Genomic DNA, 17,702 nt, shown 5'->3' with positions numbered 1-17,702 from the left:
CGGCCATCCCCCAGGCCTGAAACGAAAAAGCGCACCGCAAGCGGTGCGCTTTTTTTTACGGGCAATCGCATCACAGCAGTCACCAAACACCCCGCATCGAGAAGCGGTCAACCACCTGTTGACCCAACAGAACCCCGCACCCACGCTCTTACGATTCCCGATTCCCGATTCCCGATTCCCGATTCCCGATTCCCGATTCACCCGACGTTAGCCGCAGCCGCATCCTCCATCACCGCATCCCGCACATCCTGCGCCAGCGTGGCCTTGACGATGATCGAGCGGATGGCATCGTTGGCATCCGAGAGCGGCACATCGCTGCTCAGGCGCTGGAAGGTATCGCGGCTGTTGTAGCCGGACCCGTCCTTCAGATAGTGGTCGTACATCGACAGCAGGTCCTGGCAGGCGGTGATCAGCGCCGCGACGTTGCCGCGCAACAAGGCATAGCCGATCTGGTCGAAGCTGTGCAGGCAATCGGCCAGCCAATGCAGGTCGTAACGGGCGGTGGCCGGTTCCGGCGCAGTGTGGCCGCGGCTGTAGGCGCTGTAGCGGCGCAGGCTGCGTGCCACCCGTGCGACGTGTGCGAACAATGTGCCGATCTCGTTGGCGATATCCAGCCGCTGCACCATCACCATCGGAATCACCTGGCTGTCGGCAGCCGGCACCTGTTCGGCGGCCGTCTGTTCCTGCTGCTCCAGCGATTGCTTGAGGACGGTGTAGCTGCGCTGTAGCGATTCCAGCTCCAGCACGCTTGCGGCCGCACGCGCCTTCGCCTGCGAGAGCGCAGCCTGGTAGCGGGCAAGGCTGTCCTGGGTGCTGGCGAGCTGGCCGGATTCGGCGCGCAGCTGCCGGCCACGCACGAACGCCAGCACGGTGGCAATCAGCGCCCAGAGCGCGAATGCAGGCACCAGGTAGATCAAGATGCCCATGGAGATTCCTCGAAACGTTGCATACCTTGTCGGCCCGCACGCGGCGGACTTGAGGGCAATCGTCGGGAATGTGATGGGCAACGATGTCCTCGCTTGCAACCTGAAGCCGGAAGCTCTCGCGCCCCTGACCAAAGGCACGTGGCGGGCGGTATCCCAGCATGCTCGAATCAGCGCACTCGCCAGCCCGGAGCCTTGCATGCGCAGATGGATCGATCGCTGGCCGCCAACACTGCGGCGCGTCCGCTCAGCCGGACTGATCTGCGTCGTGATGTGCGCCACCGCGCATGCCGTTGCAGCCATGCCGTCATCGGCATCCGTGCAGGTGGGTTACAGCGAGGCCACGGATCTGTTCAACCTGCTGGATAACCTGTCGGACTGGTTGCCGGGCTATACGGCGCCCGTCTATCGCAGCTATTTCGAAACCCATGGCGGGCTGGACCCGGCCGATCGTGCAGCCCTTGTGGCCTACGCAGCTTTCCGTCGGCGCACCTCTGGGGTGGCAAAGGACGACGATCTGGAGGTGCTCGACCGTGTGTTTGCGCCAGATGCCACTCGTGAGGTGGATCCTTTCTCCCGGCATTTCCTCGGGGATGCGGGATTCGAGGCCTCAGCGGACGCCGCCATTGCCGAGCAGTCGGCAGACGATCAGGGGATGTTGCACGCGTACTTTGCCCGCTTCGTTCCGCGCGCCAGACGCCTGGTCGCCGTTGCACCGCGCTTCGAGCAACAGGCGCGCGAGCTGGGCGAAGAACTGTCCAACCCCGCCGTCTCGCGGTTGGCAGCGCAGATGCGGGCGTTCTTTGCGGTGCCGGAGCCTGCGGTGTTCCAGGCAAGATTCGTCTGGTGGCCGGAGCCGGACACCACCCAGGCCAAGGTGCGTGGACGCACCATGCTGCTGTATTCGCAGCATGATGCGCGTGCCGGCACGGCCTCGATGGACTGGGCGCCGATCGTGTTGCATGAATTGAGTCACTACCTGTCTGCGGGGCAGCCTTCGGCGCGCAAGCGCATGCTCGCTGCCAACTTCGTGCGGCTGTGTCCGGGTGCGGCCACCTTGCGTAACCCGCTCAACGCGCTGGAAGAGCCGTTGGCGATCTACTGGGGACAGTATCGATTCGAGCAGGCAGTGCGCGGGCGTTCGCTGCCGCCGTCGTCGCAGTGGTATATCCAGGCGGACGCCGATCGCGCGGCGAAGGCGATCGCAGCGGCCTATCCAGCAAGCGGTGCGACACCGGTGCTCGATGACAACGCATTGCTGGCCGCTGCTGCATTGGCCTGCAAGTAGACCGTGATGGAGCTGGAAGCCGCCGGCAGAACGCGGCGGATCGTCGTCGCCTGCTGCGGATGGTGCGCTCACAACCGGTGATCTCCGCGTGCTGCATGCCGACCGCGTGCGGCGTGCACGCGGTCGGCGAAACAGCCGGGGCTGAAAATCCTCAGCCGAGAATGCTGGGCAAATCCAGGCCCTTTTGCTTCGCGCAGTCGGTGGCGATGGCGTAGCCGGCATCGGCGTGGCGCATCACGCCGGTGGCCGGGTCGTTCCAGAGCACGCGCTCCAGGCGTCGGTCGGCCGCCTCGCTGCCGTCGCAGACGATGACCATGCCGGCGTGCTGCGAGAAGCCCATGCCGACGCCGCCGCCGTGATGCAGCGATACCCAGGTGGCGCCCGAGGCGGTGTTGAGCAGGGCGTTGAGAAGCGGCCAGTCGGAGACCGCATCCGAGCCGTCGGCCATGGCTTCGGTTTCGCGGTTGGGCGAGGCGACGCTGCCCGAATCCAGATGATCGCGGCCGATCACCACCGGTGCCTTCAATTCACCGCTGCGCACCATCGCATTGAAGGCCAGGCCGAGCCGATGGCGGTCGCCCAGACCGACCCAGCAGATCCGCGCAGGCAGGCCCTGGAAGGCGATCTTTTCGGCAGCCATGTCCAGCCAGCGGTGCAGATGCGCATCGTCGGGAATGAGCTCCCTGACCTTGGCATCGGTCTTGGCGATGTCGTCCGGGTCGCCACTGAGCGCGACCCAGCGGAACGGGCCGATACCGCGACAGAACAACGGCCGGATGTAGGCGGGCACGAAGCCGGGGAAGTCGAACGCGTTGTCGACGCCTGCTTCCAGTGCCATCTGGCGCAGGTTGTTGCCGTAATCGACGGTTGGCACGCCGAGTGCGTGGAAGGTGAGCATGGCGCGGATGTGGTTGGCCATCGAGTCGCGCGCGGCCGCTTCCACCTCCGTCGGTACGGACACGCGCCTGGCGTCCCATTCCTCCACCGTCCAGCCCTGCGGCAGGTAGCCGTTGATCGGGTCGTGCGCGGAGGTCTGGTCGGTCAGCAGGTCCGGCTTGACCCCGCGTAGCAGCAGTTCGTCTAGCACGTCGGCGACATTGCCGAGCAGGCCGACCGACAGCGGTTTCTTTGCCGTGCACGATTGCTCGATCAGGCGCAGCGCTTCGTCCAGGTCGTCGGTCCAGGTGTCCAGGTAGCCGGTGCGCAGGCGCATGTCGATGCTGGAACGGCGGCATTCCACCGCCAGGCACGAGGCACCGGCCATCACCGCGGCCAGCGGCTGCGCGCCGCCCATGCCGCCCAGGCCACCGGTGAACAGCCACTTGCCGGCCAGGCTGCCGCCGTAATGCTGGCGGCCCATCTCCACGAAGGTTTCATAGGTGCCTTGCACGATGCCCTGCGCGCCGATGTAGATCCAGCTGCCGGCGGTCATCTGGCCGTACATCGCCAGACCCTTGCGATCGAGTTCGTTGAAATGCTCCCAACTGGCCCAGCGCGGCACCAGGTTGGAGTTGGCGATCAGCACGCGCGGCGCATCGGCATGCGTGCGGAACACCCCGACCGGCTTGCCGGATTGCACCAGCAGGGTCTGGTCGTCGTCCAGGCGGGTGAGCGCGGCGACGATCGCATCGAAGGACTCCCAGTCGCGCGCGGCGCGGCCGATGCCGCCGTAGACCACCAGTTCCTGCGGGCGCTCGGCCACGTCCGGGTCCAGATTGTTCATCAGCATGCGCAGCGGCGCTTCGGTGAGCCAGCTTTTTGCGGTGAGCATGGTGCCGGTGGCGGCGCGGATGACGCGGGTTGCATCGTGACGGGTCATGCCGGTTTCCTTGCAATCAACGGTGCGCCGCAGGCGGCGTGGTGGCGGAGGAGTGCGCGGTAGCGTTGGCAAACTGCAGGCAGGTCAGCAGGACGTGGCGCAGCACCGCGCGCAGTGCGACCGCATGTGCGGGCAGCCAGGGCGTGGGCCAGGTCTGCGGGGTGATGGTGTCCGGCTCGCGCATATAGCCGCGGCACGCCAGCTCCATCTGCAGCGTATGCACGCCATGCCCGGGCTGCGCGTAATGGCGGGTGATCCAGCCGCCCTTGAAGCGCCCGTTGCGCACGGTGCTCGAGCCGCTGCTGCGGCACAGCTGCTCCACGGCGTCGGCCAGTGCGGGATCGCAACTGCGCTCGTCGTTGCTGCCGATGTTGAACTGCGGCAGCTCGCCATCGAACAGGTGCGGAATATGCGAGCGGATCGAATGCGCGTCGTAGACCACGATGCTGGCGTGCTGCGTGCGCAGGCGCGCGATCTCGGCAGCGAGCGCAGCGTGATAGGGGTCGAACCACTGCGTGCGGCGCCAGGCGATCTGCGCTTGGTCGGGTTCGGCGCCGTCGGCATACAGCGGCTGATTGTCGAAGGTGGTCAGCGGACACAGGCCGGTGGTGTTCTGGCCGGGATACAGCGACGCCCCGCTGGGGTCGCGGTTGACGTCGATCACCGAGCGCGAGATGGCGGTGCGCACGGTGGTAGCGCCCAGCGATTGCGCGAAGTCGTACAGCTGATGCACCCACCAATCGGCATCGCGGCGTGCCAGCCAGGGCGAGACGAACTGGTCGACCATCTCCTCGGGCAGCTCGGTGCCTGTGTGCGGGAAGCTGAGGATCAGCGGCGCATCGCCGCGGTGGATGTCGAGCCAGGGCAGGGCGCTCATCGCGGTGCGCCTTGTGCTGGTGCGATCGTCAAGACGCGACGATGTCGCGCCTGCATCCGCTCGGCGCGCGGCGCGCAAGCGCGCACCACGGCCTGACGCGCAAGCAATGCGCGCGCGCGTATCGCCCGCAGTGCATGGTCGTCGCGCAGATGCGCGCTCGGCAGTGACGCAAAACCTTGCACGTGCGAACTGCACTTTGCCGAGATCATTCCAGCAGCTGCGATGTGTGGCGTCATGCGTGCTGCTCCACGCCCGGCAAGGCAATGGCAACCGCCTGCGCGAGTGCGCCCGAGCGCACCAACGCGCTGGCCGCCAGCATGTCGGGATGGAAATAGCGGTCGTCCTGCAGCGTCGGCACCTGCGCGCGCAGCAGGGCGCGTGCGGCTTCCAGCGCGGCGCTGGAGCGCAGCGGCGCATGGAAGTCGCAGCCTTGCACGGCCGCCAGCAGCTCGATGCCGATCACGTGCGCGGCGTTCTCCGCCATCGCCAGCAAACGCCGCGCGCCGTGCGCGGCCATCGACACATGATCTTCCTGATTGGCGGAGGTGGGGATCGAATCGACACTGGCCGGATACGCGCGTTGCTTGTTTTCCGACACCAGGGCCGCAGCGGTGACCTGCGGAATCATGAAACCGGAATTCAGGCCCGGGCGCGGGGTGAGGAACGCCGGCAGGCCCGACAAGGCCGGGTCGACCAGCATCGCAGTGCGGCGTTCGCTGATCGAGCCGATTTCGCAGACCGCCATCGCCAGCATGTCGGCCGCGAAGGCCACCGGCTCGGCGTGGAAGTTGCCGCCGGACAAGGCCTCGCCGGTATCGCTGAACACCAGCGGATTATCCGAGACGCCATTGGCTTCGATCTCCAGGGTGCGTGCGGCCTGACGCATGATGTCCAGCGCCGCGCCCATCACCTGCGGCTGGCAGCGCAGGCAGTACGGATCCTGCACGCGCACATCGCCGAGCCGATGCGATTCGCGGATGCTCGAATCGGCCATCAGCGCGCGCAGTGCCGCAGCGGTGGCGATCTGCCCCGGCTGGCCGCGCAAGGCATGGATGCGCGCATCGAACGGCGTGTCCGAGCCCTTGGCCGCTTCCACCGACAGCGCGCCGGTGACCAGCGCGGCCTGCAGCACGGTTTCGATCTCGAACAGGCCGGCCAAGGCGCAGGCGGTGGAGAACTGGGTGCCGTTGAGCAGCGCCAGGCCTTCCTTGGCGCCCAGCACACGCGGCTGCAGCTGCGCCTGCGCCAGCGCGTCGGCCGCAGGCAGGCGTCGCCCGCCGACGAAGGCTTCGCCGACGCCGATCATCACCGCGGCCAGGTGCGACAGCGGTGCCAGATCGCCGGAGGCACCGACCGAGCCCTGGCACGGCACCACCGGCGTGATGCCCAGGCGCAGCATCGCGTCCAGCAGCGCCAGCGTCTGCGGCTGCACGCCGGAGGCGCCCTGGGCCAGGCTGGTGAGCTTGAGCGCCATCATCAGCCGCACCACCGGCACCGGCGTGGGCTCGCCGACGCCGGCGGCGTGCGAGAGCACGATATTGCGCTGCAGGGTCTGCAGATCTTCGCGCTCGATGCGCACGCTGGCCAGCTTGCCGAAGCCGGTATTGACGCCATACACCGGCTCGCCGCGCGCCACGATGGCCTCCACCGTCTGCGCGCTGCGCAGCACCGCGGCCGCGCAGGCGTCGTCCAGCACGACGTCGGCGCCGCGATAAAGCGCACGCCACCGCGCCAGCGTGACCTGGCCGGGCTGCAAGACAATAGATGCACTCATGACGACTCCGGATTCAGCAGGAATGCCCGCGCCAGACGCGGGCATGAAGAGGGTTGAAGCCCATGCGGTAGACCAGGTCGGCCGGCGCATCGATGTCCCAGATCGCCAGGTCGCAGTGCAGGCCGGCGCGCAGCCGGCCGAGTCGCTCGCCGCGCCCGAGCGCGCGTGCGGCTTCGCGGGTGAAACCGGCGATGCATTCGTCCACGGTCATGCGGAACAGCGTGGCGGCCATGTTCATCGCCAGCAGCGGGCTGGTCAGCGGCGAGGTGCCCGGATTGCAGTCGGTGGCCAGGGCCAGCGGCACGCCGGCGGCGCGCAACGCCGCGATCGGCGGCAGCTGGGTGTCGCGGGTAAAATAGAACGCGCCCGGCAACAGCACCGCGACGGTGCCTGCGCCGGCCATTGCGGCAATCCCGGCGTCATCCAGGTATTCGATGTGGTCGGCCGACAACGCGCCATGGCGTGCGGCCAGTTGCGCGCCATGCTGATTGCTCAGTTGCTCGGCATGGATCTTGATGTCCAGGCCGTGTGCCTGCGCGGCGCGGAAGATCTGTTCGGCCTGCGCGGGCGAGAACGCCAGATGCTCGCAGAACACGTCCACCGCCTCGGCAAGGCCTTGCGCGGCGATCGCCGGAATCATCTGCGTGCAGACCGCGTCGATATAGGTTTGCGCATCGCCGCCCGGCGGCACCGCATGCGCGCCGAGGAAGGTCGGCACCACTTCGACCTTGCGCAGCGCAGCGAGCCGACGTGCCACGCGCAGCTGCTTGGTTTCGTCCTCCAGCGTCAGCCCGTAGCCGGATTTGATTTCCAGCGTGGTCACGCCTTCGGCGAGCATGGCGTCCAGGCGCGGCAGGCTGGCGGCCAGCAGCGCTGCGTCGTCGGCAGCGCGGGTGGCGCGCACCGTGGCCACGATGCCGCCGCCGGCTGCGGCAATCTCGGCATAACTGGCGCCGCGCAGGCGTTGCTCGAATTCGTTGGCGCGATTGCCTGCGTACACCAGATGGGTATGGCAATCGATCAGGCCGGGGCTGATCCAGCGGCGCCGGCAATCGTGCGCGGTGCCCGGCTTCAGCGCCGGGGCCTGCGCGGCCGGGCCGGCATAGGTGATGCGGCCGTCCTGGCAGGCCACAACGCCATCGTCCACGATGCCCAGGCCACCATCGACCGCGTCCAGGGTCATCAGCTGGGCGTTGTGCCAGAGGACGTCGCAATGCATGGCGCAGGCTCATGGTGTCTGATATGTATATACAATAGAACCGGCAATCGAGGGTGTCCAGTGGCAGACCAACAGGTGCAGGCGTTGTGGGCAGCGCGGGCTCTCTTGCCCGATGGCTGGGCGGGCGATGTGCGGATCACGCTGGCGCAGGGGCGTATCGCGTCGGTACAGACCGCCACCACGCCCGCTGCCGACGATGGCCGGGTCGAGCTGCTGCTGCCCGGGCTGGGCAACCTGCACAGCCACGCGTTCCAGCGCGGCATGGCCGGCCTGAGCGAAGTGGGCGGGCGCAGCGGTGACAGTTTCTGGAGCTGGCGCGAGTTGATGTACCGCTTCGTCGACCGGCTCGATCCGGACAGCCTGCAGGCAATCGCCGAACAGGCCTATGTGGAGATGCTCGAAGGCGGCTTCACCCGCGTCGGCGAATTCCATTACCTGCACCACAGCCCCGGCGGCGCGGCGTATGCGCAGGCTGGCGAAATGTCCGGACGCATCGCCGCTGCCGCCGCCAACACCGGCATCGGGCTGACGCTGTTGCCGGTGTTCTATGCGCATTCGGATTTCGGTGGCGTCGCGCCCAGCGCAGCGCAGCGACGTCTGATTCACGACATCGACGGGTTCGCGCGATTGCTGGACGACTGCGCGCGCAGCCTCGAGGTATTGCCGGATGCCGTGCTCGGACTGGCGCCGCATAGCCTGCGCGCAGTCACGCCGGAGCAGCTGGCTGCGTTGGTGCCGCTCACCGATGGCCCGATCCACATCCATATCGCCGAGCAGCAGCGCGAGGTCGAGGCCTGCCTGGCCTGGTCGGGCCAGCGCCCGGTGCAGTGGCTGCACGCCAACGCACCGGTGGATGCGCGCTGGTGCCTGGTGCATGCCACGCATGTGGACGCGCGCGAGCTGCAGGCCATCGTCGACAGCGGCGCGGTGGTTGGGCTGTGCCCGATCACCGAGGCGAATCTGGGCGACGGCCTGTTCCCGATGCAGGCATTTGCCGCCGCGGGCGGGCGCTTTGGCGTGGGCTCGGATTCGAATGTGTTGATCGACGCGGCCGAAGAACTGCGCTTGCTCGAATACGGCCAGCGTCTGCGACTGCAGGCGCGCAATGTGCTGGCGCGGGCGGGCGCCTCCAGCGGACGTTGGTTGTTCGAGCAGGCCGGCGAGGGCGCGGCGCAGGCGTTGGGCGTTTCCCACTGCGGCATCCGTGTGGGTGCATCGGCCGACCTGCTCGAACTGGACCCGACCCATGCGGCGCTGCTGGCGCGCAGCGACGATGCGCTGCTGGATAGTTGGCTGTTCGCCGCGCGCGGCGGTGCGGTGCGCACCGTCTGGCGCGCCGGGCAAGCGGTGGTGCGCGATGGACGCCATGTGGATCGCGCGCGGATTGCCGCCCGTTTTGCCGGTGTCCTGCGATCGCTGCTGAGCAGTTGAACGGATGCGCGCACAATGCGGGTCTGACCGGAGACCTGTTTTGACCGCCACCCCCACCGCCGCGCCCGGCACCCTGCATCAACGCATCCGGCAGGATCTGGAGCGCCGCATCCACAGTGGCGATTGGCCGCCCGGTCATCGTGTGCCGCCCGAGCATGAACTGATGGCGCAATACGGCTGCTCGCGCATGACCGTGAACAAGGTGCTCGGCCTGCTCGCCGATGCCGGCATGATCGAACGCCGGCGTCGCACCGGCTCGTTCGTGGCGCGGCCGCATCCGCATCTGGAGCAGGTCGCGTTGTCGATTCCCGACATCGAAGTCGAAATGACCGCGCGCGGTCACCTCTACCGGTTCTCGCTGTTGTCGCGCCGACTGCGCAACCTGCGCCTGCGCGTGCCGCAGGAGCGTGCCCTGGGCAGCAGCGGCAAGGTGCTGGCGCTGGAAAGCGTGCACCTGGCAGACGGCCGTCCGTTTGCGCTGGAGCAGCGGGTGATCGACACCACCACCGTGCCCGAGGCATTGCTGCAGGCGTTCACCGACGTGGCGCCGGGCAGTTGGTTGTTGCGCAACGTGCCATGGACCCGCGCCGAGCACCGCATCAGCGCCGTCAATGCGGATGCCGCACAAGCGGCACGCCTGCAGGTGGACGATGGCGCGGCATGTCTGGTCATCGATCGCCACACCTGGCGCGGAGATCAGCCGGTCACTTACGTGCGTCAACTGTTCCTGGGCGGATCCTACGACCTGGTGGCGCGCTTCGCGCCGGGAATGCGCTGATCCCAGGCGGGACGGGCAGCGTATGGCTCGATGCGCGGATCAGATCGTCGTGCACTGCCGCCAGCGTACCGGTTCGTCCACGCCGGGGCGCGGATTGAGCTGCACACGCACGGTGCGCAGGTATGGGTAGCGCTGCAGTTCGCGGCAGATCAACGGCCACGCCGCCGCATCGTCAACCGAGCGATCGACCGCCAGCGTCGCCTGGGTGATCCAGATACCGCGCACCAGACCGGGTGTCTGTGCCAGTGCCTTGGACACCTCGCGCTGATAGCCCTGCATGGTCGCCGCATCCGGTTCGGCGCCGGCTGTCAGTGGTGTCGGTGCAGGCAACGCGGCTGATGGCGGCGCTGCCTGCGGCGAGCCTGTGCCCTGCGGTGAAGGTGGCGCAGCGACCGCTGCGGCAACGCGTGGAGCAGCCACCCCCGCTGCTTGCTGCGTGGGCGCAGGCGGCTCTGTCGGTTGCAAGGCTAGCCCCGCAGCCAGCGCCAGGGTCGCCAGTGCTGCACCGGCAATGAGGCTGTGAAGGATCGCGCGACGGCGCGCCATGCCGACCACGCCGGTTTCCACATCGCCCGGCAGATACGGTTTGAGCAAGGGCCACAGACGCACGCCATCCAGCACTTCGATGGACTGTTTTTCGGCGGCTGCCAACCCTTCGCGTTGCATGCGCCCCTCGGTCACCATCACGCCGCCACCTGCGCCGGCCAGTCGCGCCATCGCGCCCAATTCGTTCACCGCTGCCACGCCGATGCGGTAGCCACGCCCGTGCTTGCAGGCCACCAGGCGCGTGCCTTGCTCGGTCTGCATCATGAAGTCAGCCGTCGGCAGGCCGTCCTGGGGCGCCTGGGTGGGTTGCCAGCCGCGCTGATCCTGCAGCACGCGCAGCACCACGGCGGAAAAGTCGCGCCAGTGCATTGCCGCCAGCGCACGCACGCCTTCACTGGTTTCGTCGGCGCGGCGGCGCACCAGCCACACATAGGCGCACACCCCCAGCCAGAGCAGCAGGAAAGCCACAAGCGCCACAATCCAGGAAGGCATGAGCATCAAGCGAAGGTATGGCACGTGTGACGGAGCGGTACGCCTAGAAGAATCTTTCGCGGCAGGTCCGTCAATGGATCGCGGGCGGCGATGGCACGAGCTGTGATCCAGATAGCGAAAGACCCGCCAGTCCGAAGCCGTGAGGGGAGGGGAGCAAACGGACTTCGTGTTACAGGACTGGCGGGTCCTTCCCGATTGTCTAAAAAATCATGCTGCTTTGCAACATTGTCGAGCTGGCTTATTCATCATCGAACGCAGTGCCGGTCGGACCAGAGCTGCCGCTGGCGGGGCCTGCACCAGTGGTGTCGCTGCTGGCGGCCTGCGCCGCCTGATTGGCGGTGCGGTTGGCGCGCTTGGTCGCGGCGGTGTTGGCGCGCACCTGGGCCTTGAGCGATTCCACCTCGCGACGCAGGTTTTCCAGTTCGTCCTGCTCGGGAATGTTGAGCGTGCGCAGCACGCCCTTGACGCGTTCGTCGAAGGCCTTGCCCAGCTTGTCCCAGCCACGTACGGCGGTGTCACGCGCCTGCTCGAACTGGGTTTCCACCTCTTCGCGCAGCTCATCGACGCTTTCGGCCGCCTTGCGCTGGCCGCTGCGCTCGTACGCCGCGCCTTCGCGCACCAGCGAATCGAACAACTTGCCACCCTCGCTCTGCACCCGTCCCAGTGCACCGAGCCCGGCCAGCCACACCGTCTGCGCCGATTCGCCGAGCCGGCGCGAAATCTGTTCCGCCTGCGCCTGGAAGCCGTGCGCTGCGTCGTCGCGCTTGCCGTTCTGATCGTATCCGGTCGTCATGGAATGCTCCTGTGGGTTGCCAAAGTGACGTTGCCTTCACCCTAGTCCCGGCACTGCATCGGGCAGGTGAAGCACCCTCAGAGCATCCGCCTGCGATGGGCTGCGCGGGTGACTTGTCGCTGAAGCACCGGCGCGGCCAGGCATGGTCGGGCGACCCGGACCAACGGCACCCCGGACCAACGGCACCGCATGCTCAGGCGAGTTTTTCGGCCAGTAGGCGGCGGATCTCCGATTCCACCATCGGTTGCATCGCCGACAACAGGAAGCCGAGCTCGGCGGTGACATGGACCTGCTGCGGCAGCAGGGCGATCGCCCCATCCACGCCGGCCCGCGCGATGCGCAAGGTATCGCCTTCCCAATGCGAGGCGACGCCGTAGCGATCGGTCAACTTGCGTGCCGCCGCGTCGATCGCTGCGCGGGCCTGGGCCGGCGACAAGGCATGGTCGTGGCGGATATCGATGCTGGACATGGGTTCCATGGGAAAGACGAAAGGAGCGCGCATTGTGCGCATGCGCGGGCCCGGCTCCAAGTGCGGCGCACGCGGGGCGGGCAGCGACGACGCCTCGGTATGGGCACACGTCGGCTGGACGCCGGTCGTTGTTGGCCGCTGCGCGTGGCAAACCTGCTAGTCTGCGGCGGGTGCGCGATCTGCAAGTTCATTTCACCCACCGGCAGCAGCCGGATCATTCCCTCAAACCCGGCGTCCACCGGATCGTCCGCCATGCCTCCGGCAGCGTGCGGGTGGTTGCCGATGCGCAGGGCGCGCTGCTGTTGGCGCAGTTTTGCCTGGATCAGCGCGGGCTGTGGCTGCAGGTGGCCAACGGGATCCGCGGCATCCACGTCAACGGACGTCCGGTACGGCGCATGGCGCTGCTGCGCCCCGGCGACGCCATCTATGCCGACGGCGTGGAGATGCTCCTGCGCAGTGCGCCGTCGAGCGCGCCGGCCAACGATGCTGCAGACGACGATGCCGGCCTGAGCGAGGTGTGCCTGCTGTTGCGCGGGCTGGGCGGACGCCATCATGGGCGTAGCTTCACGCTGGACCGCTCGCGCCTGGTCGGCAGCGACCCGGCGGCAGACATCGTCATCGACGACCCGGCCTTTGCCGCCCAGCATGCACGTCTGGAACGCCACGGCGACCGCGTGCTGATCCGCGATCTGGGCTCGGAAGAAGGCAGCTGGATCAACGGCGTGCAGGTGCGCGACGGCTGGCTGCAGGCCGGCGACCAGGTCGTGTTCGATGCCCGCCACCGCTTTGTCGTGGAAGTGCCGCGCATCCATCACGGCACCACCTGGGACATCCCCGAGCCGGAGCCGTTGCCGCCATCACGCGCGCCTGGCGAACCGGCGCGTGCGCCGGTCAAGGTCGCGCGCTGGCCATGGCTGCTGCTCAGCGCAGTGTTGCTGGCGGCAGCGTTGAGCGCCTTGCTGTGGTTCGGCGCGCGCTGAGTTTCTTCCAGATCCGCCAGCCCAGCAGCAGCGCCAGAATGCCGGCATACAGCGCCGGTTCGCGGATGTCGGATTTCACCAGCCACCAGAAATGCAGTACCGCCAGCAGCCCGATCGGGTAGATCAGCATGTGCAGGCGGCTCCAGTTGCGCTTGAGCCGCCGCATCCAGCCCTGGGTCGAGGTGATCGCCAGCGGCACCAGCAGCAGCCATGCCGCAAAGCCCACCGTGATGTAGGGACGCTTGAGGATCTCCTCGAAGATCTGCGTCCAGAAGCCGCGCAGATCCAGGCTCAGGTAGGCCGCCAGATGCACGCTGGCGTAGAAGAACGCGTACAGCCCCAGCATGCGCCGGAAGCGGATCAACGTCGCCTGGCCGGTGAGCTGGCGCAATGGCGTGATCGCCAGGGTGATCAACAGCAAGCGCAGCGCCCACAACCCGGTGCGGTGCTCGATCTCGGCCACCGGATCGGCGCCCAGCGCGTCGCTGCCGGTTTGCCATACCTGCCAGAACTGCCAGCCGAGCAGGGCGATCGGCGTCAGCGCGGCGACATGCACCAGGGTCTTGGCGGCGATCAGGGATGCGGAGGTCTTGGCCATGCGATCTCGAAGTAAGGAAGCGATGCCGCGCGGGCATGAAACGTAGGAGCGCACCTGGGCGCGACTGGCATGGCCAGCAAAGCCAGTCGCGCCCAGGTGCGCTCCTACGACAGGTCGATATCAGATTGTGTGTTGCCTAGAACCACTTCTTCAGGTCCATGCCCGCATACAGCGAGGCGACCTGGTCCGCGTAGCCGTTGAACGGCGTGGTCGCGACGCGTTCGGCGAACAGCTTGCTGGCTGTGCCGGCGATACGGCGCTCGGTCTTCTGGCTCCAGCGTGGATGATCTACCGCCGGATTGACGTTGGAAAAGAAGCCGTATTCGGAGGGCTGCAGATCGTGCCACGCGGTCTCGGGCATCTTCTCGACAAAGCGGATCTCCACGATCGACTTGATGCTCTTGAAGCCGTACTTCCACGGCACCACCAGCCGCAGCGGCGCGCCGTTCTGCTGCGGCAGCGGCTTGCCGTACAGGCCGGTGGCCAGCAGGGTCAGTGGATGCATCGCTTCGTCGATGCGCAGGCCTTCCCGATACGGCCAATTGATCGAACGGTAGCGCACGCCCGGCATCTGCTGGGGATCGGCCAGCGTGGTGAACGCCACATACTTGGCCTTGGAGGTCGGCGCGAAGCGCTTGAGCACCTCGCCCAGTGGCACGCCCGTCCAGGGGATCACCATCGACCAGCCTTCCACGCAGCGCAGCCGGTAGATGCGTTCTTGCGCGCTGATGCCCTTGAGCAACTCGTCCAGCGACAGGCTGCCGGGCCTTTCGCACTCGCCGCTGACCTTCACCGACCACGGCGACAGCTTCAGGGTCTTGGCGGCCTTGGACGGGTCGGTCTTGTCGGTGCCGAACTCGTAGAAGTTGTTGTAGCTGGTGACGTCTTCCAGCCGGGTCAGTTCCTCGGCGGTACGGAAGCCGCTGCGCGCCTGCGCCGGGGTCACCACGGTCTTGGGCGGGGGCGGCGGATCGGCCTCGGCGCAGCCGGCCATGCCCAGCGCCGGGGTCAGGGCAAACAGCTGCAGCAGCCGGCGTCGGTCGCGGTAGACGGCCTCATCGGTGATCTCGCTGGACGGCGTCTTCAAGACATCGCGAAGGGACATGGCTCGCTCCTGACAGTGGCTGCTGATGAGAATAGCGGACCACGGTGATGGCGCTGCCGATGATCCAACCAGACCATACGTCGACGCCGATGAGAAGGATGCACATGCAACTTTTCTGCAACGCTGCCAAGGCCGGTGCGCTGCGGCATACTAGAAGGCTAGCTCGACAAGGTGTGCCATGACACGCGCGTTCAATTTCAGTGCCGGCCCTGCGACATTGCCGGAATCGGTCCTGCGGCAGGCGCAGACAGAGATGGTCGAGTGGAACGGCGTCGGCGCCTCGATCGTGGAAATCAGCCACCGCAGCGGCGATTTCATGGCCGTGGCGGCCGCGGCCGAAGCCGACCTGCGCACCCTGTTGTCGATTCCCGACGACTACGCGGTGCTGTTCACCGCCGGTGGCGCCACCACCATCCAGGCGCTGCTGCCGCTGAATTTCGCCGCACCCGGCCAGGCTGCCGACTACGTGATCACCGGCCACTGGGGCAAGACCGCGATCAAGCAGGCGGCCACCTATGTGGATGCGCGCATCGCCGCAGACGGGCAGGCGGGCGGCTTCACCGACATTCCGCCGGTGTCTGGTTGGACCTTGTCCCCGCACTCGGCCTATGTGCACATCACCGCCAACGAGACCATCCACGGCGTCGAGTTCCGCGACACGCCGGCCGTGGGCACGTTGCCGCTGTTTGCCGATTTCAGTTCGTCGATCGCCTCCGAACCGCTGGATGTATCGCGCTACGGGCTGATCTACGCCGGCGCGCAGAAGAATCTGGGCCCGGTGGGTATCTCCGTGCTGATCGTGCGGCGCGACCTGCTCGAACGCGCCGGCCAGCCGCGTGCGGACATTTTCAACTATGCCTCGCATGCCGCCCGCGATTCGATGCTCAACACGCCGCCGACCTGGAACTGGTATCTGCTCGGACTCACCGTGAAGTGGATGCTGGAGCAGGGCGGGGTGCAGGAGTTCGCCCGCCGCAACGCCGAAAAGGCCGCGCTGATCTATGGCGCGATCGATGGCTCCGGCGGTTTCTACCGCAATCTGGTCAAGCCGGCGGTGCGCTCGCGCATGAACATCCCGTTCTTCCTTGCCGACGAGCAGCTGGATGCGTTGTTCGTCAGCGAATCCAGGGCGGCCGGTCTGCTGGCGCTGAAGGGGCACAAGGCGGTCGGCGGCATTCGCGCTTCGCTCTACAACGCGATGCCGGTGGCGGGCGCGCAGGCGCTGGCGCGTTTCATGCACGACTTCCAGCAGCGTCACGGCTGAATCTTCATTCGACCGCGGCGCATGCCGCGCAGGCGCATGCGCCGTAATTTCAAGGAATGCCGAGCAATGGCTCCCAAGTCCAGCAAGCCCAGTGCCGCCAACGGCGGCAAGACCAAACCGGCAGGCAAGTCCGCGGCCAACTCCGCTGACAAAGGCGCGACCAAGCCTGCCACGGCTGCGCCGGTGCTGGCCGATGTGCGCGCCAAGATCGACGAGATCGACCGCACCATCCAGGCGTTGATCGCCGAACGTGCCAACTTCGCCCATCAGGTCGGCAAGGCCAAGGGCAAGCTCGCTGCGGCGGTGGATTACTACCGGCCCGAGCGCGAGGCGCAGGTGCTGCGCATGGTGGTGGACCGCAACGAAGGCCCGCTCAGCGATGAAGTGCTGGTGCACGTGTATCGCGAAATCATGTCCGCATGCCTGGCCCAGCAGGAGCCGCTGAAGATCGGCTATCTCGGCCCGGAAGGTACCTTCAGCCAGCAGGCGGTGCTAAAGCATTTCGGCCGTTCGGCAGTCGGCCTGCCGATGGCCACCATCGAGGAAGTGTTCCAGGAAGTGGAAGCCGGCAATGCCGATTTCGGCGTGGTGCCAGTGGAGAATTCCGGACAAGGCACCATCCAGGTCACCCTGGACATGTTCCTGACCTCCAACCTGAAAATCTGCGGTGAAGTCGAGCTGCGCGTGCACCAGTACCTGCTCTCGCGCAACGGCCGGCTGGAAGACATCGAGCGCATCTATGCGCATTCGCAGTCGTTTGCGCAGACCGCCGGTTGGCTGCGTTCGCACTTGCCAAAAGTGGAGAAGATCGCCGTCTCCAGCAATGCCGAAGGCGCACGCCGCGCGCGCAATGCCGAAGATGCCGCGGCGATCGGTGGCGAGAGTGCCGCGCATGTGTATGGCCTGAAGAAAGTCATCATGAAGTCGATCGAAGACGACGACGACAACACCACGCGGTTTCTGGTGATCGGCCGGCAGATCTTCCCTACCTCCGGGCATGACCGCACCTCGGTGCTGGTGTTCATCCACGACAAGCCGGGTGCGTTGTTCGACGTGCTCAGCCCGTTCGCGCGGCATGGCATCAGCATGAACCGCATCGAGTCGCGTCCCTCGCATCAGGCCAAGTGGGAATACGGCTTCTTCATCGACCTGGCCGGCCACGTGGAAGACGAGGCGATGAAGCAGGCGCTGGCCGAACTGGAAGCGCACTCGGCGCAGATCAAGGTGCTGGGCTCCTACCCGGTCGCCATCCCCTGAGCGCAGGGCGTCCCGCCAGCGCGGTCCCAACTGGCGCGCCGTCACCGGCCGAGGTGACGGCAGCGCCACCACACTCTTCAACACGCATC

General features: G+C 67.1%; 17 protein-coding genes. 6 read left to right on the top strand and 11 right to left on the bottom strand.

Features of this window, described 5'->3' with window-relative positions; translation table 11 throughout:
• Nucleotides 1-197: 197 nt before the first annotated feature.
• On the bottom strand, nt 198-926 hold the full coding sequence (locus tag XarjCFBP7645_RS13680; protein ID WP_047125574.1) for a hypothetical protein: 729 nt from the start codon (nt 924-926) through the stop codon (nt 198-200).
• On the opposite strand from XarjCFBP7645_RS13680, the gene XarjCFBP7645_RS13675 reads away from it, so the two are divergent.
• Entirely contained in the window at nt 919-2,211 is a 1,293-nt protein-coding gene (locus XarjCFBP7645_RS13675) for a hypothetical protein (RefSeq protein WP_258079562.1), read from the top strand. The two genes, XarjCFBP7645_RS13680 and XarjCFBP7645_RS13675, sit on opposite strands and share 8 nt — an antisense overlap.
• Nucleotides 2,212-2,362: 151 nt before the next feature.
• Here the strand turns inward: XarjCFBP7645_RS13675 and hutU are convergent, their stop codons facing one another.
• Genes hutU through hutI form a run of 5 tightly spaced genes read right to left on the bottom strand, consistent with a single transcriptional unit; the run spans nt 2,363 to nt 7,900 of the window.
• Nucleotides 2,363-4,030: a urocanate hydratase gene (gene hutU, locus XarjCFBP7645_RS13670; RefSeq protein WP_104537970.1), complete on the bottom strand. Its 1,668-nt coding sequence runs from the start codon at nt 4,028-4,030 to the stop codon at nt 2,363-2,365.
• A 16-nt stretch (nt 4,031-4,046) separates the two neighbouring features.
• On the bottom strand, nt 4,047-4,907 hold the full coding sequence (gene hutG, locus XarjCFBP7645_RS13665; protein WP_104537969.1) for an N-formylglutamate deformylase: 861 nt from the start codon (nt 4,905-4,907) through the stop codon (nt 4,047-4,049).
• Nucleotides 4,904-5,143 (bottom strand): hypothetical protein, encoded by a 240-nt coding sequence (locus XarjCFBP7645_RS21730; RefSeq protein ID WP_181126343.1) that lies wholly within the window; start codon nt 5,141-5,143, stop codon nt 4,904-4,906. Before XarjCFBP7645_RS21730 ends, hutG begins: the two co-directional genes overlap by 4 nt.
• Nucleotides 5,140-6,681, bottom strand: coding sequence for a histidine ammonia-lyase (gene hutH, locus XarjCFBP7645_RS13660; protein WP_104537968.1), 1,542 nt, complete (start codon nt 6,679-6,681; stop codon nt 5,140-5,142). Before hutH ends, XarjCFBP7645_RS21730 begins: the two co-directional genes overlap by 4 nt.
• A 13-nt stretch (nt 6,682-6,694) precedes the next feature.
• Entirely contained in the window at nt 6,695-7,900 is a 1,206-nt protein-coding gene (gene hutI, locus XarjCFBP7645_RS13655) for an imidazolonepropionase (protein ID WP_104537967.1), read from the bottom strand.
• 60 nt (nt 7,901-7,960) lie between these two features.
• Between hutI and XarjCFBP7645_RS13650 the strand changes: the two genes are divergently transcribed.
• Nucleotides 7,961-9,331: a formimidoylglutamate deiminase gene (locus XarjCFBP7645_RS13650; protein WP_181126342.1), complete on the top strand. Its 1,371-nt coding sequence runs from the start codon at nt 7,961-7,963 to the stop codon at nt 9,329-9,331.
• Between the two features lie 40 nt (nt 9,332-9,371).
• Nucleotides 9,372-10,109, top strand: coding sequence for a histidine utilization repressor (hutC, locus tag XarjCFBP7645_RS13645; protein ID WP_429001469.1), 738 nt, complete (start codon nt 9,372-9,374; stop codon nt 10,107-10,109).
• Between the two features lie 39 nt (nt 10,110-10,148).
• Here hutC and XarjCFBP7645_RS13640 read toward each other — a convergent pair whose 3' ends face one another.
• From XarjCFBP7645_RS13640 to XarjCFBP7645_RS13630, 3 genes are all read right to left on the bottom strand, one after another.
• Entirely contained in the window at nt 10,149-11,147 is a 999-nt protein-coding gene (locus XarjCFBP7645_RS13640; protein ID WP_104537965.1) for a restriction endonuclease, read from the bottom strand.
• 238 nt (nt 11,148-11,385) lie between these two features.
• On the bottom strand, nt 11,386-11,940 hold the full coding sequence (locus XarjCFBP7645_RS13635) for a phasin family protein (protein WP_104537964.1): 555 nt from the start codon (nt 11,938-11,940) through the stop codon (nt 11,386-11,388).
• A 193-nt stretch (nt 11,941-12,133) separates the two neighbouring features.
• Nucleotides 12,134-12,409 carry a polyhydroxyalkanoic acid system family protein gene (locus XarjCFBP7645_RS13630; RefSeq protein ID WP_102596972.1) on the bottom strand — a complete coding sequence of 92 codons (276 nt, stop codon included), beginning with the start codon at nt 12,407-12,409 and terminating at the stop codon, nt 12,134-12,136.
• Between the two features lie 170 nt (nt 12,410-12,579).
• On the opposite strand from XarjCFBP7645_RS13630, the gene XarjCFBP7645_RS13625 reads away from it, so the two are divergent.
• On the top strand, nt 12,580-13,389 hold the full coding sequence (locus tag XarjCFBP7645_RS13625) for an FHA domain-containing protein (RefSeq protein WP_104537963.1): 810 nt from the start codon (nt 12,580-12,582) through the stop codon (nt 13,387-13,389).
• Here XarjCFBP7645_RS13625 and msrQ read toward each other — a convergent pair.
• Nucleotides 13,331-13,987, bottom strand: a complete 657-nt coding sequence (gene msrQ, locus XarjCFBP7645_RS13620) for a protein-methionine-sulfoxide reductase heme-binding subunit MsrQ (RefSeq protein ID WP_104537962.1) — start codon at nt 13,985-13,987, stop codon at nt 13,331-13,333. The two genes, XarjCFBP7645_RS13625 and msrQ, sit on opposite strands and share 59 nt — an antisense overlap.
• 136 nt (nt 13,988-14,123) lie before the next feature.
• Nucleotides 14,124-15,092, bottom strand: a complete 969-nt coding sequence (gene msrP, locus XarjCFBP7645_RS13615; RefSeq protein WP_104537961.1) for a protein-methionine-sulfoxide reductase catalytic subunit MsrP — start codon at nt 15,090-15,092, stop codon at nt 14,124-14,126.
• A 178-nt stretch (nt 15,093-15,270) separates the two neighbouring features.
• Here msrP and serC point away from each other — a divergent pair, with 178 nt between their 5' ends.
• Both serC and pheA read left to right on the top strand, forming a co-directional pair.
• Nucleotides 15,271-16,356, top strand: coding sequence for a phosphoserine transaminase (serC, locus tag XarjCFBP7645_RS13610; protein ID WP_104537960.1), 1,086 nt, complete (start codon nt 15,271-15,273; stop codon nt 16,354-16,356).
• Between the two features lie 66 nt (nt 16,357-16,422).
• A complete protein-coding gene (gene pheA / locus XarjCFBP7645_RS13605; protein WP_047125565.1) occupies nt 16,423-17,613 on the top strand; it encodes a prephenate dehydratase in 1,191 nt (396 codons plus the stop codon).
• Nucleotides 17,614-17,702: the final 89 nt, after the last annotated feature.

This window comes from Xanthomonas arboricola (assembly GCF_002940665.1).
Lineage (GTDB): Bacteria > Pseudomonadota > Gammaproteobacteria > Xanthomonadales > Xanthomonadaceae > Xanthomonas > Xanthomonas arboricola_B.
The sequence above is the reverse complement of the archived record's forward strand: the minus strand, read 5'-3'. Positions and strand labels throughout refer to the sequence as shown.

Coding starts and splice junctions, on each gene's coding strand:
- XarjCFBP7645_RS13675 (WP_258079562.1), top strand. CDS start 919: ATGCCCATGGAGATTCCTCGAAACGTTGCATACCTTGTCGGCCCGCAC.
- XarjCFBP7645_RS13680 (WP_047125574.1), bottom strand. CDS start 926: ATGGGCATCTTGATCTACCTGGTGCCTGCATTCGCGCTCTGGGCGCTG.
- hutU (WP_104537970.1), bottom strand. CDS start 4,030: ATGACCCGTCACGATGCAACCCGCGTCATCCGCGCCGCCACCGGCACC.
- hutG (WP_104537969.1), bottom strand. CDS start 4,907: ATGAGCGCCCTGCCCTGGCTCGACATCCACCGCGGCGATGCGCCGCTG.
- XarjCFBP7645_RS21730 (WP_181126343.1), bottom strand. CDS start 5,143: ATGACGCCACACATCGCAGCTGCTGGAATGATCTCGGCAAAGTGCAGT.
- hutH (WP_104537968.1), bottom strand. CDS start 6,681: ATGAGTGCATCTATTGTCTTGCAGCCCGGCCAGGTCACGCTGGCGCGG.
- hutI (WP_104537967.1), bottom strand. CDS start 7,900: ATGCATTGCGACGTCCTCTGGCACAACGCCCAGCTGATGACCCTGGAC.
- XarjCFBP7645_RS13640 (WP_104537965.1), bottom strand. CDS start 11,147: ATGCCTTCCTGGATTGTGGCGCTTGTGGCTTTCCTGCTGCTCTGGCTG.
- XarjCFBP7645_RS13635 (WP_104537964.1), bottom strand. CDS start 11,940: ATGACGACCGGATACGATCAGAACGGCAAGCGCGACGACGCAGCGCAC.
- XarjCFBP7645_RS13630 (WP_102596972.1), bottom strand. CDS start 12,409: ATGTCCAGCATCGATATCCGCCACGACCATGCCTTGTCGCCGGCCCAG.
- msrQ (WP_104537962.1), bottom strand. CDS start 13,987: ATGGCCAAGACCTCCGCATCCCTGATCGCCGCCAAGACCCTGGTGCAT.
- msrP (WP_104537961.1), bottom strand. CDS start 15,092: ATGTCCCTTCGCGATGTCTTGAAGACGCCGTCCAGCGAGATCACCGAT.
- serC (WP_104537960.1), top strand. CDS start 15,271: ATGACACGCGCGTTCAATTTCAGTGCCGGCCCTGCGACATTGCCGGAA.
- pheA (WP_047125565.1), top strand. CDS start 16,423: ATGGCTCCCAAGTCCAGCAAGCCCAGTGCCGCCAACGGCGGCAAGACC.